Origin of the sequence: Sphingomonas populi (assembly GCF_004208535.1) — a bacterium.
Lineage (GTDB): Bacteria > Pseudomonadota > Alphaproteobacteria > Sphingomonadales > Sphingomonadaceae > Sphingomonas > Sphingomonas populi.
Genome location: NZ_SGIS01000017.1, coordinates 77486 through 103504, shown reverse-complemented (window position 1 = coordinate 103504; position 26019 = coordinate 77486). Strand labels below are relative to the sequence as shown.

19 protein-coding genes are annotated in these 26019 nt (G+C 68.2%); 10 read left to right on the top strand and 9 right to left on the bottom strand.

The window, feature by feature from the left end:
* The first annotated feature begins 168 nt into the window (after positions 1-168).
* The 3 genes from EWE75_RS12655 (at position 169) to EWE75_RS12645 (ending at position 2858) form a co-directional block, all read left to right on the top strand.
* Positions 169-1158, top strand: coding sequence for an aldo/keto reductase (locus tag EWE75_RS12655; RefSeq protein ID WP_130157984.1), 990 nt, complete (start codon positions 169-171; stop codon positions 1156-1158).
* A gap of 108 nt (positions 1159-1266) precedes the next feature.
* Entirely contained in the window at positions 1267-2112 is an 846-nt protein-coding gene (nadC, locus tag EWE75_RS12650) for a carboxylating nicotinate-nucleotide diphosphorylase (protein ID WP_130158008.1), read from the top strand.
* Positions 2113-2147: 35 nt separating this feature from the next.
* Complete coding sequence (locus EWE75_RS12645) at positions 2148-2858, top strand: ribonuclease T2 family protein (RefSeq protein ID WP_130157982.1); 711 nt, start codon at positions 2148-2150, stop codon at positions 2856-2858.
* Positions 2859-2952: 94 nt separating this feature from the next.
* Here EWE75_RS12645 and EWE75_RS12640 read toward each other — a convergent pair whose 3' ends face one another.
* The 3 genes from EWE75_RS12640 to EWE75_RS12630 are packed head-to-tail and all read right to left on the bottom strand — an operon-like array spanning position 2953 to position 5734.
* The gene (locus EWE75_RS12640) at positions 2953-3384 is read right to left on the bottom strand and encodes a DUF4112 domain-containing protein (protein ID WP_130157980.1); all 432 of its coding nucleotides are present in this window, start codon (positions 3382-3384) and stop codon (positions 2953-2955) included.
* A gap of 6 nt (positions 3385-3390) precedes the next feature.
* Positions 3391-4839, bottom strand: coding sequence for an ABC transporter substrate-binding protein (locus EWE75_RS12635; protein WP_130157978.1), 1449 nt, complete (start codon positions 4837-4839; stop codon positions 3391-3393).
* Between the two features lie 37 nt (positions 4840-4876).
* Positions 4877-5734 (bottom strand): helix-turn-helix transcriptional regulator, encoded by an 858-nt coding sequence (locus EWE75_RS12630; RefSeq protein WP_130157975.1) that lies wholly within the window; start codon positions 5732-5734, stop codon positions 4877-4879.
* 164 nt (positions 5735-5898) lie between these two features.
* On the opposite strand from EWE75_RS12630, the gene EWE75_RS12625 reads away from it, so the two are divergent.
* From EWE75_RS12625 to EWE75_RS12615, 3 genes are all read left to right on the top strand, one after another.
* Positions 5899-7029 carry a fumarylacetoacetate hydrolase family protein gene (locus EWE75_RS12625; RefSeq protein WP_130157973.1) on the top strand — a complete coding sequence of 377 codons (1131 nt, stop codon included), beginning with the start codon at positions 5899-5901 and terminating at the stop codon, positions 7027-7029.
* Complete coding sequence (gene xylB / locus EWE75_RS12620; protein ID WP_130157971.1) at positions 7026-7796, top strand: D-xylose 1-dehydrogenase; 771 nt, start codon at positions 7026-7028, stop codon at positions 7794-7796. The genes EWE75_RS12625 and xylB overlap by 4 nt, the downstream gene beginning before the upstream one ends.
* A 109-nt stretch (positions 7797-7905) precedes the next feature.
* Entirely contained in the window at positions 7906-9288 is a 1383-nt protein-coding gene (locus EWE75_RS12615) for a sugar porter family MFS transporter (RefSeq protein WP_130158006.1), read from the top strand.
* Positions 9289-9555: 267 nt separating this feature from the next.
* Here EWE75_RS12615 and EWE75_RS12610 read toward each other — a convergent pair whose 3' ends face one another.
* On the bottom strand, positions 9556-10653 hold the full coding sequence (locus EWE75_RS12610; protein WP_130157969.1) for a LacI family DNA-binding transcriptional regulator: 1098 nt from the start codon (positions 10651-10653) through the stop codon (positions 9556-9558).
* A gap of 128 nt (positions 10654-10781) precedes the next feature.
* A complete protein-coding gene (locus tag EWE75_RS12605; RefSeq protein WP_130158004.1) occupies positions 10782-12824 on the bottom strand; it encodes an alpha-glucuronidase family glycosyl hydrolase in 2043 nt (680 codons plus the stop codon).
* A 356-nt stretch (positions 12825-13180) separates the two neighbouring features.
* On the opposite strand from EWE75_RS12605, the gene EWE75_RS12600 reads away from it, so the two are divergent.
* The 4 genes from EWE75_RS12600 to EWE75_RS12585 all read left to right on the top strand — a co-directional run bounded on the left by EWE75_RS12600 (position 13181) and on the right by EWE75_RS12585 (position 19428).
* Positions 13181-15505, top strand: coding sequence for a glycoside hydrolase family 3 N-terminal domain-containing protein (locus EWE75_RS12600; protein WP_206364757.1), 2325 nt, complete (start codon positions 13181-13183; stop codon positions 15503-15505).
* An 8-nt stretch (positions 15506-15513) separates the two neighbouring features.
* Complete coding sequence (gene manD, locus EWE75_RS12595) at positions 15514-16725, top strand: D-mannonate dehydratase ManD (RefSeq protein WP_130157967.1); 1212 nt, start codon at positions 15514-15516, stop codon at positions 16723-16725.
* A complete protein-coding gene (locus tag EWE75_RS12590; RefSeq protein ID WP_130157965.1) occupies positions 16722-18008 on the top strand; it encodes an MFS transporter in 1287 nt (428 codons plus the stop codon). The genes manD and EWE75_RS12590 overlap by 4 nt, the downstream gene beginning before the upstream one ends.
* 199 nt (positions 18009-18207) lie before the next feature.
* Complete coding sequence (locus EWE75_RS12585; RefSeq protein WP_231708335.1) at positions 18208-19428, top strand: SGNH/GDSL hydrolase family protein; 1221 nt, start codon at positions 18208-18210, stop codon at positions 19426-19428.
* Positions 19429-19523: 95 nt separating this feature from the next.
* Here EWE75_RS12585 and EWE75_RS12580 read toward each other — a convergent pair whose 3' ends face one another.
* The 4 genes from EWE75_RS12580 to prsK all read right to left on the bottom strand — a co-directional run bounded on the left by EWE75_RS12580 (position 19524) and on the right by prsK (position 25939).
* Complete coding sequence (locus tag EWE75_RS12580) at positions 19524-20336, bottom strand: ATP-binding protein (protein ID WP_130157963.1); 813 nt, start codon at positions 20334-20336, stop codon at positions 19524-19526.
* Positions 20337-20476: 140 nt separating this feature from the next.
* Positions 20477-22543, bottom strand: a complete 2067-nt coding sequence (locus EWE75_RS12575; protein WP_130157961.1) for a tetratricopeptide repeat protein — start codon at positions 22541-22543, stop codon at positions 20477-20479.
* Complete coding sequence (gene prsR, locus EWE75_RS12570; RefSeq protein ID WP_130157959.1) at positions 22536-23897, bottom strand: PEP-CTERM-box response regulator transcription factor; 1362 nt, start codon at positions 23895-23897, stop codon at positions 22536-22538. Before prsR ends, EWE75_RS12575 begins: the two co-directional genes overlap by 8 nt.
* The gene (gene prsK / locus EWE75_RS12565; protein ID WP_130157957.1) at positions 23894-25939 is read right to left on the bottom strand and encodes an XrtA/PEP-CTERM system histidine kinase PrsK; all 2046 of its coding nucleotides are present in this window, start codon (positions 25937-25939) and stop codon (positions 23894-23896) included. Before prsK ends, prsR begins: the two co-directional genes overlap by 4 nt.
* Positions 25940-26019: the final 80 nt, after the last annotated feature.

Sequence of the window (26019 nt, the reverse complement as noted above, 5' to 3'; positions counted from 1 at the left end):
CCCGCCGCTCCCCGGAGGGGAGAGGGCTTTTACGTGCATCAATGCGACCGACACTCATGAACGCGCCGCATAACCTCATCCCACATCCACGCCCTAATCAGCCACCACCCAGAAGCCTATCTCCCACCCACCGATGGCGCATGTCACCGGCGCACAGGAGTATCGCACATGGAAACACGCACGCTCGGCACCAGCGGTCTCGAGGTCTCGGCGCTCGGCTTCGGCTGCATGGGATTGAACTTCAGCTACGGCCAAGCGCTCGGCAGGGACGAGAGCGTCGCGCTGATCCGCACTGCGGTCGATCTCGGCGTCACCTTTTTCGACACCGCCGAAGTCTATGGCCCGTTCACCAATGAGGAGATCGTCGGCGAGGCGCTGCGCCCGGTGCGCGAGCAGGTGGTGATCGCGACCAAGTTCGGCTTCAACGCCGATAAGGGCGTGGCCGGCGGCCTCAACAGCCGGCCCGACCATATCCGCGCGGTATGCGACGCCTCGCTCAAGCGGCTCGGCGTCGAGGTGATCGATCTGTTCTACCAGCACCGCGTCGATACCGAAGTGCCGATCGAGGATGTCGCCGGAACGGTCCGGGATCTCATCGCCGAGGGCAAGGTCAAGCATTTCGGCCTGTCCGAAGCCGGCGTGGCGACGGTGCGCCGCGCGCATGTGGTCCAGCCGGTCGCGGCACTCCAGAACGAATATTCGCTGTGGACGCGCGGGCCAGAGACCAACGGCATCCTCGACGCATGTGCCGAACTCGGTATCGGCTTCGTGCCGTACAGCCCGCTCGGCAGGGGCTTCCTCACCGGCGCGATGGGCGCTGACAGCCAGCTTTCCGAAGGCGATTTCCGCAAGCTGCTGCCGCGTTTCACCCCCGAGGCGATGACGAAGAACCAGGCGCTGATCGGCCGGATCAGGACGATCGCCGACGCCAAGCAAGCGACCCCGGCGCAGATCGCGCTGGCGTGGCTGCTCGCCCAGCGCCCGTGGATCGTGCCGATCCCCGGCACCACCAAGCACCACCGGCTGGAGGAGAATCTCGGCGCGGTGAATGTCATGCTGAACGACGGCGATCTCGCCGACATTCGTACCGCGCTGGCCGAGATCGATGTCGAGGGCGAGCGCTATCCAGCCCAGTTCCTGGCGGCGACCGGCAATTGATCGCTTTCCGGCGCAGTGCGTCGCGCCGGCCTGATGTGGCATTGCCGGCTGTTCGTCCGCCGCGCGATCTGGCAAGGGCAGCGCGTCGTTCACCTGCCGGATGCCCGCATGCGCTTTCACCTCGACCGCTTCGATCTGGATGCTTTCGTCGCGGCGACGCTCGCCGAGGATATGGGGGACGCAGGCGACATCACGGCGGCGGCGGTGATCCCTGCCGAGGCGCGCTTCACCGGCGTGATGGACAGCCGCGACGCGATCGTCGTGGCGGGGCTGGGCGTGGCCGAAGCGTTCTTCCGTTCGCTCGATCCGAGTGTGGCGATCACCCGGCTGGTCGAGGACGGCGATCAGGTCGCGCCGGGTACTGAGCTGCTCCGGCTCGAAGGGGCCGCGCGCGCGATGCTTACCGCCGAGCGCTCCGCGCTCAACACCGTGCAACATCTGTCGGGCATCGCCACGCTGACCCGCGCCTATGTCGATGCGATCGCCGGCACCGGCGCGACCCTGCTCGACACGCGCAAGACCATCCCCGGCCTGCGCGTGCTGGAGAAATATGCGACTCGCATGGGCGGCGCCACCAACCACCGCATGGGGCTGTGGGATTCGGCGATGATCAAGGACAATCACGTCGCGGTCGCTGGCGATATCGGCGAGGCGGTGCGGCGCGCGAAGGCGGCGGGGATCGCGAGCATCATCGCCGAAGTCGATACGCTCGCCCAGATCGCGCCCGCACTTGACGCGGGCGCGACGCACCTGCTGCTCGACAATATGGCGCCCGACATGCTGCGCGAGGCGGTCGCCTTGGTGGCTGGCCGCGTGCCGACCGAAGCCTCGGGTGGGGTGCGGCTCGATACGATCCGCGCGATTGCCGAGAGCGGCGTGACCTATGTCAGCGTCGGGCGCATCACCCAGTCGGCGCCCGCCGCCGATATCGGGCTTGATTTCGCCGCGCTGTGAAGGCGATGGCGACCGGACACGAGGGGAGACGCCGCATGAAACTGTCGTACATCCTGCCGCTGCTGGCGCTGGCCTTGCCCGGTGTCGCGAGCGCGCAGGCGTTGCAATGCGCGATCCCCGCCTTTGTGCCGGCCCCGCGCCCCGAACTGCCGTCGATTAAGGAGCCGATGCGCAATCTGCCGATCGGCAGCTACACGCTCGCGCTCACCTGGGCGCCCGAATATTGCCAGGCGCACCGCCGCGACGCGGGTGCGCAGATCGAATGCGGCGGCGGCAACCGCTTCGGCTTCACGCTGCATGGGCTGTGGCCGGACGGGGTGGGGGCGGAGTGGCCGCAATATTGCCAGGCGACGCCGATCCTGCCGGCCGCGCTCATCAAGCAGCATCTGTGCTCGACGCCGTCGGCGCAGTTGCTCCAGCACGAATGGGCCAAGCACGGCACCTGCATGCCGACCACGCCTGCGGAGTATTTCAAGCGCTCGACCGGACTGTACGCGAAGCTGCGCTACCCCGACATGAACGCGCTCTCGCGCCGGCCGCTGACGGCGGGCGATTTCGCGGCGGCGTTCGCGGCGGCCAATCCGGGTCTGCCGGCCAGTGCGATCCGCGTGACCGCCAACCGCAGGGGCTGGCTCGACGAACTCTGGCTGTGCCTCGACAAGAGCTTCGCGTATGAGCGGTGCAAGCCCAATTCCGGTGGGGTCGCTGCGGGAGCGCCGCTAAAAATCTGGCGCGGCCGCCGCTAAACCGTCGCCCCGGCGCAGGCCGGGGCCGTTACGTAATTTGGCGATCCGGTCGCCCAAAACCCAGCGGCCCCGGCCTACGCCGGGGCGACGGTGATTACCGCTGCTCGACCACCGCGATCGACGGATGATGTTTGTCGAGATGCTTGTGGATGATCTTCAGATTGCGCGTGTTCGATCGGAACAGCGCATCGGGAATCGCGCCGATGAACGGGATCAGCCCGAGCGCGAAGTCGATGCCGACGTTGCCCATCATCCGCGCGATCTGCGTCTTGGACATGCCGAGGTTGCGCGCCTCCCACACCATCCACGCGCCCATCGCCGCGCCGACCGCGTCGCCACCGACCGGGATCAGGTCGAGGATCACGTCGAGACCGATCTTCCGGTTGATGCCGGGGATGACGAACAGCCCTTCGAGCAGATGCTCCATCGCCTCGATGCGCTTGCGCACGGCGGCGGCGTCCTTGCCGACATAGCCGGAGGCGAAACGGTGGAGCGGTTCGGGCTTGATGCGGGTTGCCTGGGTCATGTCACCTCAATTGGTGTCGCTGCGTAGCCGATTCAACGGATGCCATGCGCGCGGGTTCCCGGCCCACGCCTTGAGCCGCGCCGAAACCAGCGACCAGCGCAGTGGCCGCGCGATCGGCACGAACGCGACATCGGCGGCGAGCGCGGCGTCGGCATCGGCGATATGGCGCCCGCGCTCGGCCAGCGTCGGCGCGTCGCGCGCGGCGTCGATCGCGGCCTGCGCGGTGTCGCCGCACGGTTGGCACGCCATCGCCAGATACCAGCGCGCGCTGTCATACGGCGCGACCGCATCGACCAACCGCAGGTCGGCGGGGTCATTCAGCGCCACCCGCTGCGGCACGATGCCGATCCGCACGAGCGCGGCGGCGACATGCCCGTAGAGGATCGTCGCGCCCGGCCCAGCCGGCAGCGCGACGCGCAGGTACAAAGGCAGCGGGTGCATCTGGCGCCATTGCTGCACGCGCTCCGCCGGGGAGAGGTTGATCGCCCCGGCCTGCTGCCAGGTCGGCACGGCGGGCGGCGCGGCGGAATCGAGCTGTTCGGGCAGGATGCTCAGCGTCGCCGCCCAGCCGGGCGCGAACGCGGCGACGATCGCGTTGCGGTCGATCACCTGCGCGATCGCGGCGCGGTTGCCGGGATCGGCGAGGAAGCCGGTGCGATCGGCGATGGCCAGCCCGAACACCCCCGCCGCCGGATCGACCCGCAACGCGGCGGGCGCGATCGACGCCTGCGCAAGCAGCGGCCAGTCAGTGAACGTGCCACCCGTGACGAGACTGGTGTCATGATGCTGGAAATGCAGGATCGCTTTCGCCGCGCGTTCGCCGATCAGCCGTACCGAGGCTTGCCGGGGCGGCGCCGTGGCGTCGTCGTCCTCGGCACGGTTCGGGTCGAGCGCCGGGTGCAGTATCACCCCGTCGCGCCGGACGGTGCCGGCGCGGAACGGTCCGCTGCCACCGGGCGGGCGGGCGCGCAGGATGGCGAGTTCGGGCTGCGCGAACAGCTTGAGCAGATCGGGGCGTGGCCGGCTCAGCCGCACCTCGATCACCTCGGGCGTCATCTCGACGATTTCGTGGATCGCGGTGAGGAACGGGCGCAGCGGGTTGCGCGAGGCTGGCGAAAGCTGGCGCTTGAGGATCGTGACCACCTCGGCGGCGGTGACGGGCTCGCCGTCGCTCCACGTCGCATCGCGGATGCGGAAGATGTAGCTGCGGCCGTCATCAAGCACGGTCCAGCGCTCGGCGAGGCCGGGTTCGATCTGCCCCGCCGCGTCGAAGCGCACCAGCCCCTGCGCGGCCGAATCGAGCAGCAGCCGGTCGGGCGTGGTGAGGCTCCCACGCGCCGGATCGGCCAGCGTGGGCGCGCCGCCAATCGCGCTGACCACCACCGCGCCCGCATCCGATCGCGAGTCGCACCCGCCGGCAGCGAGCAACAGAATGAGAGGCAGTAGGCGACGCATCCGGGGTGTCTTGCCACCGCGCCGCCGTCGCCGCCACCTATCGCGCAAAAAAGCCCGGGGTCTGGTCGCGTTCGGGGTGCAGCATCGCGTCGATCCGCGCCGCGTCGTCTTCGGTGGCGGGGTTGTAGACGATCAGCCCGAGATCGGGCCGGCCATCGACCGCGAACGCCGAATATTCGAACGCGATCGGCCCAAGCACCGGATGGCGCAACTGCTTCAAACCCCCGCCGTAATAGCGCACGTCGTTATCCGCCCACAGCCGCGCGAAATCGGCACTCGTGGCGGACAGTTCCTCGACCAGCGCGCTCGCCTGCGCGGTGGCGCCAGCGCGTGTCACGTCGGCGCGGAACGCCGCGACGACGAAGCGGGCGACACTCTCCCAATCATATTGCGCGGCGCGGACGCGGGGATCGCAGAACAGGAAGCGCAGGATGTTGCGCTTGTCGGGCGGCAGCGCGCCGTAATCGGTCAGCACCAAGGCTGCGGCGCGATTCCACGCCACCACATCCCAGGTCAGCGTCTTGATGAGCGCGGGGCAATTGCCGAGCGCATCGAGCACGCGTTGCAGCCGCGGCGTGACGCCGTCGCTCGATTGATAGCGCACCTCGGGCGGGCGGCCGAGCGCGAGCAGGAAGATATGCTCGCGTTCGACATCGGTCAGCATCAGCGCGCGCGCGATGCGGTTGAGCACGTCGGCCGAGGGCGCGCCGCCGCGCCCCTGTTCGAGCCAGGTGTACCAGGTCGCGCTGATATGCGCGCGCTGCGCGACTTCCTCGCGGCGCAGGCCGGGCGTGCGGCGGCGGCCCGGCGCGAAGCCAAGCACCGCCGGATCGAGCCGGGTACGCCGGTCGCGCAAATAGGTGCCCAGCAAATTGTCGTCGGTGCGGCTCGCCATGCTGCCCGCTATACGCCGATATCATCGCGTCTTTAAGCAGATACGATAGCGCAAACGTGGGGCGAACATACGGTCTGGCGTACCCCATTGGCCTGTCCTATTGACAGCGCTGGCCCTGCCGTGCTGGTAGCGCTATCAAATCTAATAGACGACCGGAGTGGGATATGAGGGGCGGGACCGCAATTCAGAACAGCTTGCCAAGCGACTGGCAGGCCGGGCGTTTCCTCGGTCGTGTGCAGACCGCGCAAGGCCCGAGCCCGGTGCTGGTCATCGGCGGCGAACTGTTCGACATGTCCCGAGTCGCGCCGACCGTTTCGGCGCTGGTCGAAACGGGCGATTTTTCCGGCGCGGGCGGCGTGTCGCTCGGCGCGCTCGACCATGCCGATGTCACCGTCATCAGCCCGGTCGATCTGCAATGCGTGAAGGCGTGCGGCGTCACCTTCGCGGTGTCGGCGGTCGAGCGCGTTATCGAAGAGCGCGCGCGCGGTGACTGGGCCGCTGCCGGCGCGATCCGCGACAGCCTCGAAGCGCGCGTCGGCGGCTCGATCCGCTCGGTCGTGCCCGGTTCGGCCGAGGCGGCCGAACTCAAGGCGGCGCTGGTCGAGGCTGGCCTGTGGTCGCAATATCTCGAAGTCGCGATCGGCCCCGATGCCGAAGTGTTCACCAAGGCGCCGGTGCTCTCCACCGTCGGCGCCGGTGCCGAGATCGGCATCCGCTCCGATTCGAGCTGGAACAACCCAGAGCCGGAAATCGCGCTGCTCGTCGACAGCAAAGGCCAGGCGGTCGGCGCGTGCCTCGGCAACGACGTCAACCTGCGCGATTTCGAGGGACGCTCGGCGCTGCTGCTCGGCAAGGCCAAGGACAATAACGCATCGTGCTCGCTCGGGCCGTTCGTGCGGTTGTTCGACGACAGCTTCACGATCGACGACGTGCGCAAGGCCGAGGTTCGCCTCACCATCGAAGGCGAGGACAATTACCGCCTCGAAGGTGCGAGCAACATGGCCGAGATCAGCCGCGATCCGCTCGATCTCGTCAAGCAGACGCTGAGCGAGCATCAATATCCCGACGGCTTCGTGCTGTTCCTCGGCACGCTGTTCGCGCCGGTGCAGGACCGTGACGAGCCGGGCCGGGGCTTCACCCACAAGGTCGGCGATACGGTGCGGATCGAGAGCGCGCGGCTCGGCGAACTGGTCAACCGCGTGGTCTATTCGCGCGACGCGGCGCCGTGGGAAACCGGCATCGGCGCGTTCATTGCCAACCTCGCCGCGCGCGGCCTGCTCGGCGGCGCAGCGTGAGCACCGCACTCCTTCCTGTCGAAGACCGCGCCGTCTATCCGAGCCTCAAGGGCAAGCGCGTGCTGGTGACCGGCGGCGCGACCGGCATCGGCGCCGGTCTGGTCGAGGCGTTCGCGCGTGCCGGCGCGCGTGTTGCCTTTCTCGACATCAATGCCGAGGCGGGCGCGGCCCACGCGGCGCAGTTCGAAGGCGCGATCTTCAAGCCCTGCGACTTGCGCGATCTGGCCTTGCTCAAGGCAACGATCGAATCGATCATCGCCGAGTTCGGCGGCATCGACGTCCTCATCAACAACGCCGCCAGCGATGACCGCCACACGATCGACGAGATCACGCCCGACTATTGGGACGAGCGGATGGCGACCAACCTGCGCCACCTGCTGTTCGCCGCGCAGGCGGTGGTGCCCGGTATGCGCGCCAATGGCGGCGGCGTGATCCTCAACTTCGGGTCGATCTCCTGGCACCTCGGCCTCGCCGAACTGCTCCTGTACGAGACCGCCAAGGCCGGCATCGAAGGCATGACGCGCGCGATGGCGCGTGATTTCGGCCGCGACAACATCCGCGTCTCGACGATCGTGCCCGGCAACGTCCAGACGCCGCGCCAGGAACAATGGTACACGCCCGAGGGCGAGGCGGAGATCGTCGCCGCGCAATGCCTCGGCGGGCGCATCCAGCCCGCCGATGTCGCGGCGCTGGCGCTGTTCCTGGCTTCGGACGATGCGCGGATGTGTACCGGCCACAATTATTGGGTGGACGCGGGCTGGCGCTGATCCACGAAGCACGACACGATATCAGGTGGGATGAACGCCGGTAGCGGCGCAACAATAGGAGCAGGGTGTGACAGGTTCGGCGACATTATCCCCCGACCAGAAGCTGAATATGGGCTTCATCGCCATGATCGTGGCGGTGGCGACGATCGGCGGCTTCATGTTCGGCTATGATTCGGGTGTCATCAACGGCACGCAGAAGGGGCTGGAGGCCGCGTTCGATCTCGGCAAGCTCGGCCTCGGCATCAACGTCGGCGCGATCCTGATCGGGTCGTCGATCGGCGCGTTCATCGCCGGGCGTCTCGCCGACCGGATCGGCCGGCGCAGCGTGATGATGCTCGCCGCCGTGCTGTTCCTCATCAGCGCATTGCTCGCCGGCGCGGCGGGCAGCTCGGTGGTGTTCATCCTCGCCCGCATCATGGGTGGCCTTGGCGTCGGCGCGGCCAGCGTCATCTCGCCGGTGTACATCTCGGAAGTCACGCCGGCGGCGATCCGCGGGCGGCTGTCGAGCGTGCAGCAGGTGATGATCATCACCGGCCTCACCGGCGCGTTCGTCGCCAATTACGCGCTGGCGCGCTTCGCCGGCGGCTCGACCGCTGATTTCTGGTTCGGCTTCTCGGCGTGGCGCTGGATGTTCTGGCTCCAGGCGATCCCGGCCGCGATCTACCTCGTCGCTCTGTTCTTCATCCCGGAGAGCCCGCGCTTCCTCGTCAGCAAGGGCCGCGATGAGGACGCGCGCGGCGTGCTCACCCGGCTGCTCGGCAGCAACGAGGCCGATCGTAAGGTGACCGAGATTCGCGGCAGCCTCGCCGCCGATCACCACAAGCCCAAGCTGTCCGATCTGATCGACAAGACCACCGGCAAGATCCGTCCGATCCTGTGGGCGGGTATCGGCCTTGCGGTGTTCCAGCAGCTCGTCGGCATCAACGTCGTCTTCTATTACGGCGCGACCTTGTGGGAAGCGGTCGGCTTCTCCGAAAACGACGCGCTGATGACCAACATCCTGTCGGGTGTCCTCTCGATCGGCGCGTGCCTCGCGGCGATGGCGATGGTCGACAAGGTCGGCCGCAAGCCACTGCTGCTGATCGGGTCGGCCGGCATGACCGTGACGCTCGCCACCGTCGCCTGGGCGTTCTCGACAGCGGTGACCGGCGCCGACGGCGCGGTGACGCTGCCGGGCCACAACGGCGTGATCGCGTTGATCGCGGCCAACCTCTACACGATCTCGTTCAACATGAGCTGGGGCCCGATCATGTGGGTGATGCTCGGCGAGATGTTCCCGAACCAGATCCGCGGTTCGGGCCTCGCGGTGGCTGGTTTCGCGCAGTGGATCGCCAATGCGGCGATTTCGGTGAGCTTCCCCACGCTCGCCAAGTCGCCGGGCCTCGCGCTGACCTACACCGGCTATGCCGTGTTCGCGGCGATCTCGTTCTTCTTCGTCCAGAAGATGGTCAAGGAAACGCGCGGCCGCGAGCTGGAAGCGATGGAGGGATAAGTTGGATGGGGTGCTGGACGAGTTTCAGCACCCCACCTATTTTGGGGCCTGACGACATCATCTTACCCGTTCGTGCTGAGTAGTGATCGAGTAGGCGAAGCCGTATCGAGAGCACGTATCGAAGCACAGGGGATCGCGCGGGTCCTGTCCTTCGATACACTACCTCGATACGCCCTGCGGGCTACTTGGCAGTTACTCAGGACGAACGGAAATCTTTAACGCCTCGCGCTCAGCCTGGCGCCGATCATCCGGCCAGATCGAGACGGTTTACAGAGCTTCCTGCGCGCGTGCGCCGCGCCGGGCCGCCGGGCGGCGGCGTGGCGCAGCATCGGACTGGCGCCGGATCAGCTCATATTCGGCGACGAGATGCGCGCCTGACGCGTTCCTGTCGCTCGCCTTGCGCGCGCGGATTTCGCGGACCAGCATGTCGATCGCCATGCGCGACATATCGATGACCGGCTGGCGGATCGTGGTCAGTTCGGGCCAGATCGTCGTCGCCAGCGCGGTATCGTCGAACCCGCACACCGTCAGATCGCCCGGCACATCGAGCCCGCGCCGGTGCGCGATCGCCACCGCCGCTGCCGCCATGTCGTCGTTCGACGCGAAGATCGCCGACGGCGGGTTGGCAAGTTCGAGCAACTGATCGGCGGCATCGAGGCCCGATCGATAGGTGAACAGCCCTTCCGCGATCAGCTCGGGCGCTTCCGCCAGCTTCAGGTCGATGAGCGCGGCGCGATAGCCTTCGAGCCGCTCGGCGCTCGCGGTCAAATTCGGGTTGCCGGTGATGAAGCCGATCCGGTTGTGGCCGAGCGCGCCGAGGTGACGCGTCATGTCATAGGCGGCCTGGCGATCGTCGATGCTGACCGACATCGCCCAGTCCGGCGCATGGCTGGTCGCCACCGCCACCACGGGGAGATCGGTCGCCTCCAGCGCGCTGAGGATCGAGGGCGAGTCACTGAGCGGCGGCGGCAGCACGATGCCATCGACCCGGCCGCGCAGCAGATGTTCGATCGCGGATTGCCCGCTGTCGTCGTCGTCGCATTTCTCGACGACGATCTGCACGTTGCTGCGGCTCGCCTGATCGAGACTGCCGACCAGGAACGCGCTCAGATAGGCGAAGCTCGGGTTCGAATGGAGCAGGCCGATGCGGATCTCGTCGCCGCCGGCCAGCGTCCGCGCTGCCGCGCTGGGGCGATAGTTGAGCGCGGTGATCGCTTCCTCGACACGCCGGCGCGTTTCGTCGCGCACGTTCGCCTCATGGTTGATGACCCTGCTCACCGTCATCGGTGACACGCCAGCCTGCGCCGCGACATCGTTGATCGTCGGCACGTTGCGTTGGCGCCGGAGGCCGCGGGGTTCCTTCAATGTAATACCTTTCGCAGACCAGTTTACGCACCCGCGAACAATGTGCAAGCTCGGGAAGGTCGCGGTCCCCTAACCCAATTCACTGCTGAGCAGCAAAAAACCTTGCACCCCCCGCGCGCGACGGCGGCTCATTTGCCCTGTCCGGGCGCGAATGGGAATGTCTGCCCCTTGTACCAGTCAAGATCATGCTCGGGTGCCGCCTCGCCCGCCGGCAGCGGCAGGTGGTTGAGCGACATCCAATAGGCGAGGCTCGCGTCGCGCCACCAGCGCGCCTCGCGCTCCTGGATGGCGAGATAGGTCGCGGTTTTCTGCCAGCGCTCGGCATCGACCAGTGGCTTCAGCCCGTCCCAGCGCGCGCGCATGCCGGTGACATAGGCGATGCCGCGATCGTAATGGGCGATCAACTCGGCCCAGAGCGTGCGGCCCGATGCCATCTTCCGGTCCCATGCGACATGGTGGAACCACAACAGGTCGCGCTCGGGCGTCAGCGTGGGGTCGGCGAAGATCTTCGCGAGCGGCGGCGCATATTGCGACACCGCGTCGCTGCCAGTGGCGGTGCGGTCGAAACCGATGCCCTTGGCGTCGGCGCGATTGTAATAGACCGGATTCCATTCCGGGCGCTTGAGATCGGCGATCCACGGTGCCGGCCCGTAGTGGCCCGACGTGCTCATCTGGTGGGCGAGGCCGAGCGGCGTCATGTAATCGACCACCGCCTCGCGCGAGCCCTGCATCATCGCCACGCTGGTATCGACGACTTTGGGATCGGTGCCGAGCGTCTGCTCGGCCCATTCGCGCGCGATCCCCTCCGACGACAGCGACGGGTCCCACGCTAACCGCCCGAAAGCATACCAGTTCGCCTGGTTGAAGGTCGATCCCGACCAGTCGCGGTCGCGCCCGATATTGGCGACGCCGGCGATGCCGGTGAGCTTGTGCCCCTCGATCGACCCGTCGATCACCCGCGCTACGGTCGAGCCGGGGCCGCGCTCATAGGTGTCGGAGTCGAGCGTTTCCTTGAACAGCGGCGCGAGATAGGCGAGGTGAGTCGCGAAGCCGAGATATTCCTTGGTGATCTGGAATTCCATCATCAGCGGCGTCTTCGGCATCGCGCCGAACAGCGGATGGAACGGTTCACGCGGCTGGAAATCGATCGCGCCGTTCTTCACCTGCAGGATCACGTTGTTCGCGAAGGTGCCGTCGAGCGGCTTGAACTCGCTATACGCCTGCTTGGCGCGGTCCTCGGCGTTGGTCTCGGCATAGACGAACGCGCGCCACATGATGATGCCGCCGTGCGGCGCGACCGCCGCCGCCATCATGTTGGCGCCATCGGCGTGGCTGCGGTGGTAATCGCGCGGGCCGGGCTGGCCTTCGCTGTTGGCCTTGACGAGGAAGCCGCCGAAATCGGGGATGGCGCGGTAGATTTCGTCGGCCTTGGCCTTCCACCACGCCGCGACCTGCGGGTCGAGCGGATCGGCGGTCTTCAGCCCGCCGATCTCGATCGGCGCCGAGAAGCGCGCCGACAGATAGACCTTGATGCCATAGGGCCGGAAGATGTCGGCGAGCGCCGCCGCCTTGGCGATGTACGGCGCGGTCAGGCTGTCCGGCTTGGCGTTGACGTTGTTGAGGACGGTGCCGTTGATGCCGATCGAGGCATTGGCGCGCGCATAGTCCACGTAGCGCGGGTCGCGGAAATCGGGGAGCGTCCACCAGTCCCACAAGGATTGCCCGGCGTAGCCACGCTCTATCGAGCCGTCGAGATTGTCCCAATGATCGAGCATGCGCAATTTGATGCGCGGCGCAGAGGTGAGGGTAGCGGTATCCACGCTGCCGCCGGTGTGCGCGTGGCGGATCAGCGCGAACGCGCCGTACAGGATCGCGACGTCGCTGTTGCCGGTGACGAGCGTGACGGCGCGGCCGGCGAGTCGCACCTGCCGCACCGCATAGCCTTCGCCCCCAAGCGTGCCCAGCTTCAGCCCAAGCGCGCTGACCTCGGGTGCAGTGGCGCGCTCCAGCACGATCGGGTGTGAGGCGCGGGGCAGTCCGCGCCGCAGTTCGGCAGCGGCGACAGCGAGCGTCGGCGAGCTTTGCGGGACGGAAATCGCCGCAGCGCCGGGTTGGCCGTAGCGCAACCAAAGGTCATAACCATCTTCGGCGTTTGCCACGCCGGTGGTCATACCAAAAAGCGCGATACCCGCGCACAGCGTCTTTACGAGTTTCACATGCCTCTCCCGCCGTTCGCGCCATTGACAACGGCGCCCGGTATCGTGAGTGATATCGCTATCACCACGACGGCAGCACAGCAATGCCGCGTTTTATGAGAAAAAAGCAGGAGAGGCTTGGTGATGCGACGATCGACTACGGATGTGCCGGGTGGCGACGGGCCATCGATGCCGCCGGTGTCAGAACGCGCTTCCAATTTGCGCGCGCGCCCTGCATATGATCTGACCAATTCCTGGGAGATGGTCATGTCGTGGTGCGCAAAGCTGTGAACAGCCGTCGCGATTTCCTGCGCTGGAGCGCGGGCGTCTCGATGCTGACGCTGCTGCCCGCCGCGACTCGGGCCGCGCTGCCGGTCTATAAGGATGCGCGCGCGCCGATCGATCTGCGCGTGCGCGACCTGATGGCGCGGATGACGCTCGACGAAAAGGTCGCGCAACTCGATGTGCTCTCCACCCGCAAGCGCGCGGTGATGGCGCCCGATGGCGGGTTCGATGCCGCGCGCGCCGACACGCTCCATCCTTCCGGCATCGGCCAGATCACCCGTCCGTCCGACCTCGCCGGCGCCGCCACCGCGACCAACACCGGCGCCGACGTGAGTGGCCGCTGGCGCACCCCCGCCAACACGATCGCGTTCGTCAACGCGGCGCAAGACTGGGCGCGGACGCGCACGCGGCTGGGCATCCCGATCCTGTTCCACGAGGAAGGGCTGCACGGCTATATGGCGCCCGACGCGACCAGCTTCCCGCAGGCGATCGCGCTCGCCGGCACGTTCGATCGCGATCTCGTCCAGCGCGCCAACAGCGTCATCGCGCGCGAGGTGCGCGCGCACGGATCGACCCTGGTGCTGTCGCCGGTCGTCGATATCGCGCGCGATCCGCGCTGGGGCCGGATCGAGGAAACCTTCGGCGAAGATCCCTATCTGTGCGGCGAGATGGGCGTCGCCGCCGTCGTTGGATTGCAGGGCGAGGGCCGCGAACTCGCGCCCGGCAAGGTCCACGCCACGCTCAAGCACATGACCGGCCACGGCCAGCCGCAAGCCGGCGACAATATCGCGCCGGCCTTGCTCGGCGAGCGCGAGTTGCGCTCGGCATTCTTCCCGCCGTTCCGCGCGGTGGTGTCACGCACCGGCATCGGCGCGGTGATGCCGTCGTATAACGAGATCGACGGCGTGCCGAGCCACGGCAACCGCTGGCTGCTGACCGATGTGTTGCGCGGCGAATGGGGTTTCGACGGCGCGATCGTCAGCGATTACGCCGCGATCGGCGAACTCGCGACGCTCCACCACGTCGCCGCCGACGCGGGCGAGGCGGCGCGGATCGCGCTCGATGCTGGCGTCGATTGCGACTTGCCCGACGGCAGGAGCTACGGCGCGCTCGCCGATCTGGTCCGCGCCGGCACGGTGCCGCTCGCCAACGTCGATGCGGCGTGCCGGCGCATGCTGACGATGAAGTTCCGCGCCGGGCTGTTCGAAGCGGCACCCGCCGATCCGCGCGCCGCCGCCAGCCTCACCGGCAATGCCGATGCCCGCGCGATCGCGCTGGAAGCGGCGCGCAAGAGCATCGCCTTGCTCGTCAACGACGGCACCTTGCCGCTCGACGCCAGGGCGCTCAAGCGCGTCGCGGTGATCGGCCCCAATGCCGCCATCGCCCGGCTCGGCGGCTATTCCTCCGTTCCCAAGGCGACCGTCTCGCTGCTTGACGGCGTCAAAGCGCATCTCGCCGGTAAGGCGGAGGTCGTCCACGCGCAGGGCGTGTTCATCACCCGCAGCGAGGATCGCTCCGCCAACGACGTTCAGCTCGCCGATCCGCCACGCAACCGCACGCTGATCGCCGAGGCCGTCGCGGTCGCCAGGACCGCCGACGTCATCCTGCTCGCGATCGGCGACACCGAACAGACCAGCCGCGAAGGCTATGCCGCCAACCATCTCGGTGACCGCGTCGATCTCGATCTGCTCGGCGAACAGAACGCGCTGTTCGCCGCGATGAAGGCGACCGGCAAGCCGGTGGTGGTGATCGCGATCAACGGTCGCCCGCCCTCCTGGCCGACCGTCGTCGCGCAGGCCAACGCGCTGCTCGAATGCTGGTACGTCGGGCAAGAGGGCGGCACCGCGATCGCCGAGGCGGTGTTCGGCGCGATCAACCCCGGCGCCAAGCTGCCGGTGACGGTGGTGCGCGAGGTCGGCCAGGTGCCGCTCTATTATGATCACAAGCCGACCGCGCTGCGCGGCTATCTGTTCGCGGACAAGGCGCCGCTGTTCCCGTTCGGCTTCGGCCTCAGCTATACGACCTTCGAGATCGGCACGCCGCGTCTGTCCGCACCGCGCATCGCGCGCGAGGGGACCGTAACCGTCGAGGTCGATGTCCGCAACACCGGCGCGCGCGCGGGCGACGAGGTGGTGCAGCTCTACATCCGCGATCAGGTCTCGTCAGTCAGCCGCCCGGTCCGCGAACTCAAGGGGTTCGAGCGCGTCACGCTTGCGCCCGGCGAGCGCCGCACGCTTCACTTCGAGCTTGGCCCCGAGGCGTTCCGCCTGTGGAACGCCGAGATGCGCGAAGTCGTCGAGCCGGGCCTGTTCGACATCATGGCGGGGCCGAACTCCGCCGATCTCAAAACCGTCACTCTCGAAATAGCCTGAGGAGCACCATGCCAAAGATCGTATCCGCCAAAGTCATCATCACCTCGCCGGGTCGCAACTTCGTCACGCTCAAGATCGAGTGTGACGACGGCACCACCGGCGTTGGCGACGCGACGCTCAATGGCCGCGAACTGTCGGTGGCGAGCTACCTGACCGATCACGTCATCCCCTGCCTGATCGGCCGCGACGCGCACCGCATCGAGGATATCTGGCAGTATCTCTACAAGGGCGCCTATTGGCGGCGCGGCCCGGTGACGATGAGCGCGATCGCCGCCGTCGATACCGCCTTGTGGGACATCAAGGGCAAGCTCGCCGGCCTGCCGGTCTATCAGTTGCTCGGCGGCGCGAGCCGCGAGAGCGTGATGGTCTATGGCCATGCCAACGGCACCACGATCGAGGACACCGTCAAGGTCGCGCTCGATTATCAGGCGCAGGGCTACAAGGCGATCCGCATCCAGTGCGGCGTGCCCGGCATGGCCTCGACCTACGGCGTGTCGAAGGACAAATATTTCTACGAACCGGCCGACGCCGATCTGCCGACCGAGAACGTCTGGAACACGTCGAAATACATGCGCGTCGTGCCCGAGCTGTTCAAGGCGGCGCGCGAGGCGCTGGGTTGGGACGTTCACTTGCTCCACGACATCCACCACCGCCTGACGCCGATCGAGGCGGGGCGGCTCGGCAAGGATCTCGAGCCGTATCGGCCGTTCTGGCTGGAGGATGCGACGCCAGCCGAGAATCAAGAAGCGTTCAAGCTGATCCGCCAGCACACCACCACGCCGCTCGCGGTGGGGGAGATCTTCAACTCGATCTGGGATGCCAAGGATCTCATCGAGAACCAGTTGATCGACTATATCCGCGCGACCGTGGTCCATGCCGGCGGCATCACCCATCTGCGCCGCATCGCCGCGCTCGCCGATATGTATCAGGTCAAGACCGGCTGCCACGGCGCGACTGATCTGTCGCCGGTGTGCATGGCGGCGGCGCTGCACTTCGATCTGTCGGTGCCCAATTTCGGCGTGCAGGAATATATGCGCCACACGCCCGAGACCGACGCGGTGTTCCCGCACGCCTATACCTTCGCGAACGGCGCGATGCATCCCGGCGAAGCGCCCGGCCTCGGCGTCGATATCGATGAGGACCTCGCCAAGGGCTATGAATATAACCGCGCCTTCCTGCCGGTGAACCGGCTCGAAGACGGCACGATGTTCAACTGGTGAGCGAGTCCGCCGCCTTGCCGCGAAAGCCGCGCGGCCGCATCCGCTGGGTGATCTGCGCCTTGCTGTTCGCGGCGGTGGTACTGAGCTATATCGACCGGCTCGTGCTGCCGGTGCTCAAGCCCTCGCTCCAGGCCGAATATGGCTGGAGCGAGCAGGGCTATGCCGATCTCGCGATCTGGTTTCAGGGTGCCTACGGCCTCGCTTATGTGCTGTTCGGGCGGCTGGTCGACCGGTTCGGCGCGCGGATCGGCTATACGGTCGCGGTGACGCTTTGGACGATCGGCCACGTCGCGCACGCGCTGTTCACCTCGACCACCGGCATGCTGATCGCACGCGTGCCGCTCGCGATCGGCGAGGCGGGCGCGTTCCCTGCGGCGCTCTCGGCGACCAACGAATGGTTCCCCAAGTCCGAACGCGCGCTGGCGATCGGCATCTTCAACGCCGGCTCGAACGTCGGCGCGATCGTCACGCCGCTGATCGTGCCGGTGATCGCGCTGACGTTCGGCTGGCGGATGGCGTTCATCGCCACCGGCGCGCTGACCATCCTGTGGCTGGTGGCGTGGCTCGGCTTCTACCGCCGCCCGCGCGACCACACGCGCGTCACGGCCGAGGAACTGGCGTGGATCGAGCATGAGCCGGCCGAGGCGGCGCGGCCGATCCCGTGGCGGACCTTGCTCGGGATGCGCCAGACCTGGGCCTATATGCTTGGTCGCTTCCTGATCGATCCGGTGTGGTGGACCTTCCTGTTCTGGCTGCCCGATTTCTTCAACCGGCAATACCACGTCAAGATGCTCGATTTCGGGCCGCCGCTGGTCGCGGTGTATGTGCTCGCCGATATCGGCTCGATCGGTGGCGGCTGGCTGTCGTCGCTGCTGCTGCTGCGCGGCTGGCGTGTCGGGCGCGCGCGCAAGACGGCGATGTTCGTCTGCGCCTTGTTCGCGTTGCCGATCGCCTTCGCGACTCACGCGCCGAGCATGTGGTGGGCGGTGCTGCTGATCGGGCTTGCCTGCGCGGCGCATCAGGGCTTTTCCGCCAACGTCTTCGCGCTGCCGGGTGATCTGTTCCCACGCGGTCGCGCGGGGTCGGTGATCGGGCTGGGCGGGCTGTCGGGCGCGGTCGGCGGCATGCTGATGGCGAAGTTCGCCGGGGTGATCCTCGCGACCGTCGGCAGCTATCAGCCGATCTTCCTCGTCGCGGCCTGCGCCTATCTGGTCGCGCTGCTGGTCATCCATCTGCTCGTGCCGGGCTATGATGCGGTGAAGCTTGATGGAAATGCGACATGACGTGGTTTGTCACTTGACACGAATTGGCCAGACATTAGAAATGGTAACGTTATCAGGCGAGCCAAGGTGGTTTGCGGGTGACCCGGAATTTTCAGGATGCCAGCCATCCGATGCGTGTTTTTCAGAGATACACTCCCCAGTGTAGACCTTCGGGGGTCGGCCAGTCGGCCGGCCCCCTTTTTCTTGTGAGGAACGGTTGATGCGTACCCTGTTCAAGGCGTTGCTGCTGGCTTGGGGCATCGGCGGCATGGTCTCAGCGGCGCAGGCCGCGCCAGCATGTTCGTGGCAGGCGGCCTGGGCCTCCGCGCAATTGGCGCCCGATGCCGCCAACGCGATGCCGGCGGCGGGCATGACCGGCGCGACGCTGCGTGAGATCGTCCGCCCGACGCTTGGTGCGAGCAAGCTGCGCGTGCGCTTCTCCAACGCGTTCGGCGGCACGCCGCTGGTGATCCTCGGTGCCGGGCTGGCGCGCTCCGCCGACAACCATAGCAACCGGATCGATCCGGCCAGCCGCCGCACGCTGACCTTCGCAGGCGCGGCGGGCATCACCATCCCGCCCGGTGCGGACTGGCTCTCCGATCCCGTCGCGCTCGACGTGAAGGCGTTCGACGATCTCGCCATTTCGCTGCGCGCAAGCGGCGATCCCGCCAGCCAGACCGCGCATCCCGGCTCGCGCGCGACCTCCTATGTCGCCGCCGGCGACCAGGTCGCGGCGGCGACGCTGACCGGCGCGACCCCGGTCGATCATTGGTATCTGCTCTCCGGCATCGAGGTCGAGCGCTGCGCGGCGGCGAACGGCATCGTCACGCTCGGCGATTCGATCACCGACGGGCGTGGTTCGACCACCAACGGTAACGATCGCTGGCCCGACGTGCTCGCGCGCCGGCTCGGCGGCGAGGCGGCGGTGCTCAACCAGGGCATCGGCGGCAATCGCGTGCTGCTCGACGGTCTCGGCCCCAGCGCGCTGGCGCGGCTCGATCGGGACGTGCTCGCGCAACCGGGCGTGCGCTACGTGCTGGTGCTGGAGGGGATCAACGATCTCGGCGTGCTGACCCGGCTCGAAGCCAAGACCCCGGCTGAGCGCAAGGCGTTCGTCACCCAGCTCACCGCCGGCTATGCGCAGATCGTCGCGCGGGCGCATGCGCGCGGGATGAAGGTCTATGGCGCGACGATCACGCCCGATACGGGGAGCGAGTATTACCACCCCGACGCCGGCAGCGAAGCCGACCGGCAGGCGATCAACGCCTGGATTCGCGCGCCAGGCCATTTCGACGCGGTGGTCGATTTCGACGCTGTGACGCGCGACCCCGCCAACCCGTCGCGGCTCGCGCCCGCGTTCGATTCGGGCGATCACCTCCACCCCAATCCGGCCGGCTACAAGGCGATGGGCGAGGCGGTGCCGCTGGCGCTGTTCCGCTAAACGTCCAAACCCGTTCGTGCCGAGCGAAGTCGAGGCACCTGCGCTTGGGTCTGCCCCTCGACTTCGCTCGGGGCGAACGGGCGAAGGTATGCCCGTCAGGCGACGGCTTTGCCGTGACGCCCGGCGAGATCGACGATATAATGCCACGCCACCCGGCCTGACCGGCTGCCGCGCCGCGTCGCCCAGCCGACTGCCTCCTGCGCGTCGAACGGCAGGTCGAGCGCCTGCGCATAGCCTGCGACGATGCCGAGATACGTGTCCTGATCGATGACATGGAAGCCGAGGCTCAGCCCGAACCGGTCGGCCAGCGCGAGATTGTCGTCGACTGAATCGCGCGGGTTGATCGCGTTATCCTGCTCTTCCAGGTTGCGCGGCACGAGATGGCGGCGGTTCGAGGTGACGAACAGCCGCGCATTGCCGGGCCGCGCCTCCGCGCCGCCGTCGAGCATCGAGCGCAGCGCCCGCGCATCGCTCGCCGCGTCGAAGCCGAGATCGTCGATGAAGATCGCGAACGCGCGCGGCACCGCCGCGATGAACGCGAACAACGCGGGCATCGTCTCCAGCCCGGCGCCGATCACCTCGATCAGCGCGAGGTTGGCGCCCTCCGCCTGCACCGCGCCGGTACAGCTCTTGACCAAAGCCGACTTGCCGGTGCCGCGCGCGCCCCACAGCAGCACGTCATGCGCCGCCGCGCCGCGCGCCAGCCGGTCGAGATTGTCGAGCAACGCCTGTTTCTGCGCGGCAAGCCCGAAGATCCGTTCGAGCGGCACCGGCGCGAACGCGCGCGCCGCCGCCAGCGTGTCGCCGCGCCAGACATAGGCCGGGTGCGCGAGCGGGTCGGCGGGGGCGGGGCGGGGCGGTGCGATCCGCTCCAGCGCAGCGGCGATCCGCTCGATCGGGTCTGTCATTGGTGTCTTCCTCAGCGAGAGCGTTCGCGCTGTATCGCCACCGAGCGCCAACGCAACCTACCTGTTCCCCCGCGAAGGCGGGGGTCCAGAGCCAAGCAGTGCGCCGCCCGTGGCTCTGGACCCCCGCTTTTGCGGGGGAACTACGTGTTCAAAGCCTTCAACGCCGCCGTCGCAGCCGCGCGATCGGTAAACCCCGGATCAGCCAGCGCCGCACGGATCTGCGCCGCCGCCTCGCCGTTCCGGTTCAAATCCCCCAGCGCCTGCCCGAGATGCCAGCGCAGCGTCGCATCGCCCGGCGCGATCGCCACCGCCTTCTGGAACAGTTGCAGCGCGAGATCGGTCTTGCCGAGTTGGTACAGCGCCCAGCCATAGGCATCGGTCGCCGCCGGGTTCATTGGCGCCAGCGCATAGGCGGCCTTGGCGTAGCTGCGCCCGGTGTCGGCATCACCATCGCCGGTATAGGCGAAAGCAAGCTCGGCGAGCATCGCCGCATCGCGGTCGCCGATCTGCTGGCGCAGACCCTCCAACGTGTCGATCGCATCGTCATATTGCCCGGCCGCGATCTGCCAGTGCGCGGCGATGCGCTGCGCGGCGATGCTCTGCGGGTTCTGCGACAGGAACTTGGTGAGCGCGTCGAGCGCGGCGGGGCGCTGCGCGGCGCGGTCGAGCGCATCCACCATACGCAGCATCGTCGGCTCGTCGAAGCGGATGTCGGCGGCGCGGGTATAGGCGCGCGCGGCCTCGCCGAACCGCCCCATCGCCGCGAGCGTATCGCCCAGCGCGAGCCACGTCGCGGGCGCACCGGGCAGGATGTGCGTGATCGCCTGCGCCTCGCCGAGCGCGCCATTCTGGTTACCCGCCTCCAGCAGCCCGCGCACCGCGCCCAGCCGCGCGACCGGCTCGCCCGGTTGCGCGGCGGCGGCGGCGCTGAGCGCGGCGGGCGTGTCGTCAGTGCCAAACGGTGCCGCGCCCGGCCGCGCCGGCCAGAACGAACGGTCGAGATAGGGCGCCGCCCAGTTGCGCTCGCCCGATTGCTCGAACGCGCGCGCGACCAAGGTCAGCGTGTAGCTGTCCGCATCGCCACGCAAAGCCGCCGGCCGCAGCGCCGCCAGCGCGCCGCGCGCATCACCGGCGCGCAACGTGGCAAGCCCAAGCAGCCGCTTGGCGGTGAGGTTCATCGGCTGCTGGCTGGCGAGCGCGCTCCACTGGTCGATCGCCTGCTGGTACGCCCCCGCCTGATAGGCGAGCATCCCGCCGAGCAATCGCACGCCGGGCACATCCCCGAGTGTGTTCGCGGTGCGCGTCAGCAAGGTGCGCGCGAGGTCGTATTTGCCAGCACGCGCCGCGAGCACCGCCTGCAAGTAATACGCCCGCGCATCGTCCGGCCGCGCATCGAGCGCCTTGCGTGTCGCCGCCAGCATGTCCTGATAGCGCCCGACATCGCCGAGCGTCGCGGCATAATCGATCAGCGCGTCGTAATAATAGGCATCGTGCGACAGCGCCGCCTCGAACCACGGCAGCGCCGCGACCAGCCCATATTGCGCACGCACCAGTTCGCCGCGCAGCGTCAGCGCGGCGAGGTTGTTCGGGCTGGCGTGGACCGCGCGCGCGGTCGCGTCGATCGCGCCCGCCAGGTTCCCGGCGGCGAAGCGGATTCTGCCGAGATCGGCCCAGCCGGCGCCGTCGCCGGGGTTGGCGTCGAGCAGACGGCCGAGCAACGCTTCGCCCTCGGGGCCATGCCCCTTGGCGGCGAGCGCCAGCGCGGCGATTCGCACCGCATAGCCGGCGAAGCGCGGCTGCGCCTTGGCCGCCTCGGCCAGCGCGCGATCGGGATCGCCTTCGAGCAGCGCGGCATGCGCGTAGAGCTGGTGCGCGCGGCCGGGATCGAACCCATCGTCGCGCGCGCGATCGAGTTCGCCCTCGGCCGAAGTGCCGTCACCGAGCGCGAGATAGGCGCGCGCCAGCACGGCATGCGCGAGGCCCCAGTTGGGATCGGCCTTGATGGCAAGCTGCGCGTGCAGCCGCGCCGCGCTGTAATTGCCCGCGTCGAGCAACGTGAGGCTCTGCGCCAACTCGCCGCGCGCATTGCCGGCGTCGGCACGCGCCGGGGTGATCGCCCCGAACGCGAAAACGCACGCGCCCGCGACGGCGGCGATCGCGCCGCTCGCCACCAGCGCGATTCGATACAGCGTGCGACGCTCAGGCATGGAGATCATAGCTCTTCAAAAGATCGTAGAGGGTCGGCCGGCTGATGCCGAGCAGCTTGGCGGTGTTCGAGATATTGCCCTCGGCGCGCGCCAGCGCCTGGCGGATCGTCTTGCGATCGGCGCCCTCCCGCGCGGCGCGCAGGTTGAGCGGCACCTCCTCGGCGCCCTCAGCAAGATCGAGATCGGCGGCGGTGACGAGCTTGCCCTCCGCCATGATGACCGCGCGCTTCATCCGGTTCTCCAGTTCGCGGACATTGCCCGGCCAGCCCCACGCATCAATCGCGGCGCGCGCGTCGGGTGCGAGTCCGGTCACGGCGGATTGCATCGTCCGCGCGTATTTCTTGAGGAAATGGCTGGCGAGCAAGCTGGCGTCGCCGCTGCGCTCTGCCAGCGACGGGATTCGCACGACGATCTCGGCGAGCCGGTAATACAGGTCTTCGCGGAACGACCCGTCCGCCACCATCGCATCGATATCGCGGTGAGTGGCGCAGACGATTCGCGTATCGACCGCGATCGGCTTGCGCCCGCCGATCCGCTCGATCACGCGTTCCTGCAAAAACCGCAGCAGCTTGACCTGCAACGGCAAGGGTACATCGCCGATTTCGTCGAGAAACAGCGTGCCGCCGCGCGCCTGTTCGATCTTGCCTTCGGTGGTCTTGATCGCGCCGGTGAACGCGCCTTTCTCATGCCCGAACAATTCGCTTTCGAGCAACGTCTCAGGGATAGCGGCGCAGTTGATCGCGACGAAATTCCCGCGCGCGCGGCGGCTGGTGTCGTGCAGCCCGCGCGCGAGCAATTCCTTGCCGGTGCCGCTCGCGCCCAGCAGCATCACCGACACGTCGGCGCCGGCGACCCGCTCGATCGTGCGCGTCACCTTGAGCATCTCGGGCGCGGCGGTGATCATCCCGCCCAGCGCGGTGCCGCTCGCGCGCTCGGCGAGGCGGCGGTTCTCCGCCTCCAGCGCGTGAACATGAAAGGCACGGGCCACGATCAGCCCGAGCGCGTCGATGTCGATCGGCTTCTGGTAGAAATCCCACGCCCCGTCCGCGATCGCCTGCCGTGCGGAGTCGCGCGCGCCGTGGCCCGAGGCGACGATCACCTTGGTATCGGGCTTGAGCGCGAGGATCTCGGCGAGCATCGCGAACCCCTCGGTCACGCCATCGGGATCGGGCGGCAGCCCGAGATCGAGCGTGACGACCGCCGGCTCCTCCGCGCGCACCGCGTCGATCGCGCTCGCGCGGTCGCTGGCGACGATCACCTCATAGCCTTCATACGCCCAGCGCAACTGGCGTTGCAGCCCGAGATCGTCCTCGATGATGAGCAATTTGGGCAGCGCTTTGGGTTTGTCGGTCATGCGGCCTGCTCCACGGGCATGTTGGGGGCGGGGGCGAGCGTCACCACGAAGCGCGTGCCGGCGCCCTCGCGGCTGGTGACGGACACGCTGCCGCCCATCGCCTCGGCGAGCTGGCGCGCCTCGAACGCGCCGATGCCGAACCCGCCCGGCTTGGAGGAGACGAACGGCTTGAACAATTGCTCGCGCACGAACGCCGGCGACATGCCGCAGCCGGTATCGGCGATCGTGACGGTCGGCCGCGCGCCGCCCGCGACCGATATCTCGATCGGCTGGTCCGCACCGCTCGCCTCGATCGCATTCTGGAGCAGATGCGCGAGCAATTGCTCCAGCCGTGCCGGATCGGCGAGCGCCAGCGCATGCGGCGCGCACGCGAGCGTGATCGGATGCTGGCGGCGGCGCTGGCGGATCACGCGCTCGGCGATGTCGCTGAGATCGATCGCGCGCGGTTCCTCGGCACGGCCCGAATGATGCTGCGACAGCCGCGCGAGAAGATCGTTCATCCGTCCCGCCGACTCCTTGAGCGTGGCGATCATGTCGGCGCGGAACGCCGGGTTCTCGGCATGCCGCTCGGCATTGCGCGCGGTGAGCGTCAACTGGCTGACCAGATTCTTGATGTCGTGCAGGATGAACGCGAAGCGGCGGTTGAACTCGTCGAACCGTTCCGCCTCGGCCAGCGCCTCCTGCGCGCGCGCCTCGGCGAGATAGCTCGCCACCTGCCGTCCGGTGATGCGCAGCAGGTCGAAATCCTCCCAGTCGAGCGCGCGGTCGACCGGCGGCCGCGCGAGCAGGATCGCGCCCGCCAGCCGCCCGAGATGGACGAGCGGCACCAGCGCCCAGGCGTCGGTCGCGAGCATCCATGCCGGCACGCTCGCCCGTTCGGCCGGATCACCGCCGCCGCCGCGCAGGGTATCGAGTTCAACGATGCGGCCGCTGGTGGCGAGATAGGCGGCGAGCGTCTCGTCGCTGCCGTGGGCCGGCACCTGATCCCAGCGCCAGCCCGCGCCCACGCCCAGCCCGGCGCCTTCCGGCACCAGCAGCAGCCCGGCGGGCGAATCGGTCAGGTCCGCCACCGCCTTGACGATCCGCTCCGCGAGCGGCGCCGCGCCATCGGGCTGGCCGAGCGTGTCGGTGAAGCGCACCCATTCGGCGCGGTAGTCATAGCGGTGCGCGAAGAAATGCTTGGCGAGCGTCACCTTCGCCCACGCCTTCACGCGCGGCGAGGACAGCAGGGTCAGCCCGGCGGCGGTGGTGCCGAACACGAAAGCTGTCTGGAGCAGCCGCGCATGGTCGCCGCCCAGCGTGGCGATCGCCCGAATCGCGAGCAGCATCGCGATTCCGTAGAGGATCGTCGCCGCGAACGAGAGCGTCTGCCACGCGACGGTACGCGACACTTGCAGCGTCCAGTCGCCGCCGCGCCGCACCGCCACCGCCAGGATCGGCGCGATCAGCGCCATGACGATGCCGCGCCCCGCGACGAGGCTCTCCGGCGCATCGCCGCTCGCATAGGTCGTCGCGGCGAGCATCAGGTCGACGCCCCACATCGCCGCCAGCGCGATCACCACCAGCCGGATACCGCCGCGCGCGCGCGGCGCCACTGCGCCATGAAGATGCTGAACCAGCACCAGCGCGCCGATCGCCACCATCGCGCGCAGCAGCGTTCGCGCCGCAGCCAGGTCGGCAGTGACAGCCCGGCCAAGCCCCGCCTGCACCACGGCAAGCGCACCCCCCGCCACGATGACGAGCACCACCGCGCCGTAGATCAGCGATACCGCCCGGCGTCGCGCATCGGCGGGGTCGCGCCGCACCAGCGCGAACATGAACGCGAGCCATGCGAGGTTGCGCGCGCTCTCGGCAAGGCGCGTCACCAGCTCCCCGTCACCGATCCCCGCCACCGCCAGCGACCACAAGGCGGTTATGCTCAGCGCGGTCATCAAGGTCAGGCGCGGCAGCCCCGACGCACGCTCGCGCAGCAGCGACAGCGCCACCCCGGCAAACAGCAGCGCAGCGAGCGCATGGCCCCACAGGATCACGCCCGAGATCATCGTGTTTTTTTCCGGCCAAGGCGGTGCCAGCCCGCTCCCCCACCCGGCCTCCCATCAAGGATACACTGAGTGGGAGGCCG

What these genes read in the sequence shown, in the direction of transcription:
- manD (WP_130157967.1), top strand. Translation starts at nt 15,514, where the DNA reads ATGCCAAAGATCGTATCCGCCAAAGTCATCATCACCTCGCCGGGTCGC.
- EWE75_RS12655 (WP_130157984.1), top strand. Translation starts at nt 169, where the DNA reads ATGGAAACACGCACGCTCGGCACCAGCGGTCTCGAGGTCTCGGCGCTC.
- prsR (WP_130157959.1), bottom strand. Translation starts at nt 23,897, where the DNA reads ATGACCGACAAACCCAAAGCGCTGCCCAAATTGCTCATCATCGAGGAC.
- EWE75_RS12615 (WP_130158006.1), top strand. Translation starts at nt 7,906, where the DNA reads ATGGGCTTCATCGCCATGATCGTGGCGGTGGCGACGATCGGCGGCTTC.
- EWE75_RS12630 (WP_130157975.1), bottom strand. Translation starts at nt 5,734, where the DNA reads ATGGCGAGCCGCACCGACGACAATTTGCTGGGCACCTATTTGCGCGAC.
- EWE75_RS12600 (WP_206364757.1), top strand. Translation starts at nt 13,181, where the DNA reads ATGCTGACGCTGCTGCCCGCCGCGACTCGGGCCGCGCTGCCGGTCTAT.
- nadC (WP_130158008.1), top strand. Translation starts at nt 1,267, where the DNA reads ATGCGCTTTCACCTCGACCGCTTCGATCTGGATGCTTTCGTCGCGGCG.
- EWE75_RS12585 (WP_231708335.1), top strand. Translation starts at nt 18,208, where the DNA reads ATGCGTACCCTGTTCAAGGCGTTGCTGCTGGCTTGGGGCATCGGCGGC.
- EWE75_RS12575 (WP_130157961.1), bottom strand. Translation starts at nt 22,543, where the DNA reads ATGCCTGAGCGTCGCACGCTGTATCGAATCGCGCTGGTGGCGAGCGGC.
- EWE75_RS12605 (WP_130158004.1), bottom strand. Translation starts at nt 12,824, where the DNA reads ATGACCACCGGCGTGGCAAACGCCGAAGATGGTTATGACCTTTGGTTG.
- EWE75_RS12635 (WP_130157978.1), bottom strand. Translation starts at nt 4,839, where the DNA reads ATGCGTCGCCTACTGCCTCTCATTCTGTTGCTCGCTGCCGGCGGGTGC.
- EWE75_RS12625 (WP_130157973.1), top strand. Translation starts at nt 5,899, where the DNA reads ATGAGGGGCGGGACCGCAATTCAGAACAGCTTGCCAAGCGACTGGCAG.
- EWE75_RS12640 (WP_130157980.1), bottom strand. Translation starts at nt 3,384, where the DNA reads ATGACCCAGGCAACCCGCATCAAGCCCGAACCGCTCCACCGTTTCGCC.
- EWE75_RS12645 (WP_130157982.1), top strand. Translation starts at nt 2,148, where the DNA reads ATGAAACTGTCGTACATCCTGCCGCTGCTGGCGCTGGCCTTGCCCGGT.
- EWE75_RS12580 (WP_130157963.1), bottom strand. Translation starts at nt 20,336, where the DNA reads ATGACAGACCCGATCGAGCGGATCGCCGCTGCGCTGGAGCGGATCGCA.
- prsK (WP_130157957.1), bottom strand. Translation starts at nt 25,939, where the DNA reads ATGATCTCGGGCGTGATCCTGTGGGGCCATGCGCTCGCTGCGCTGCTG.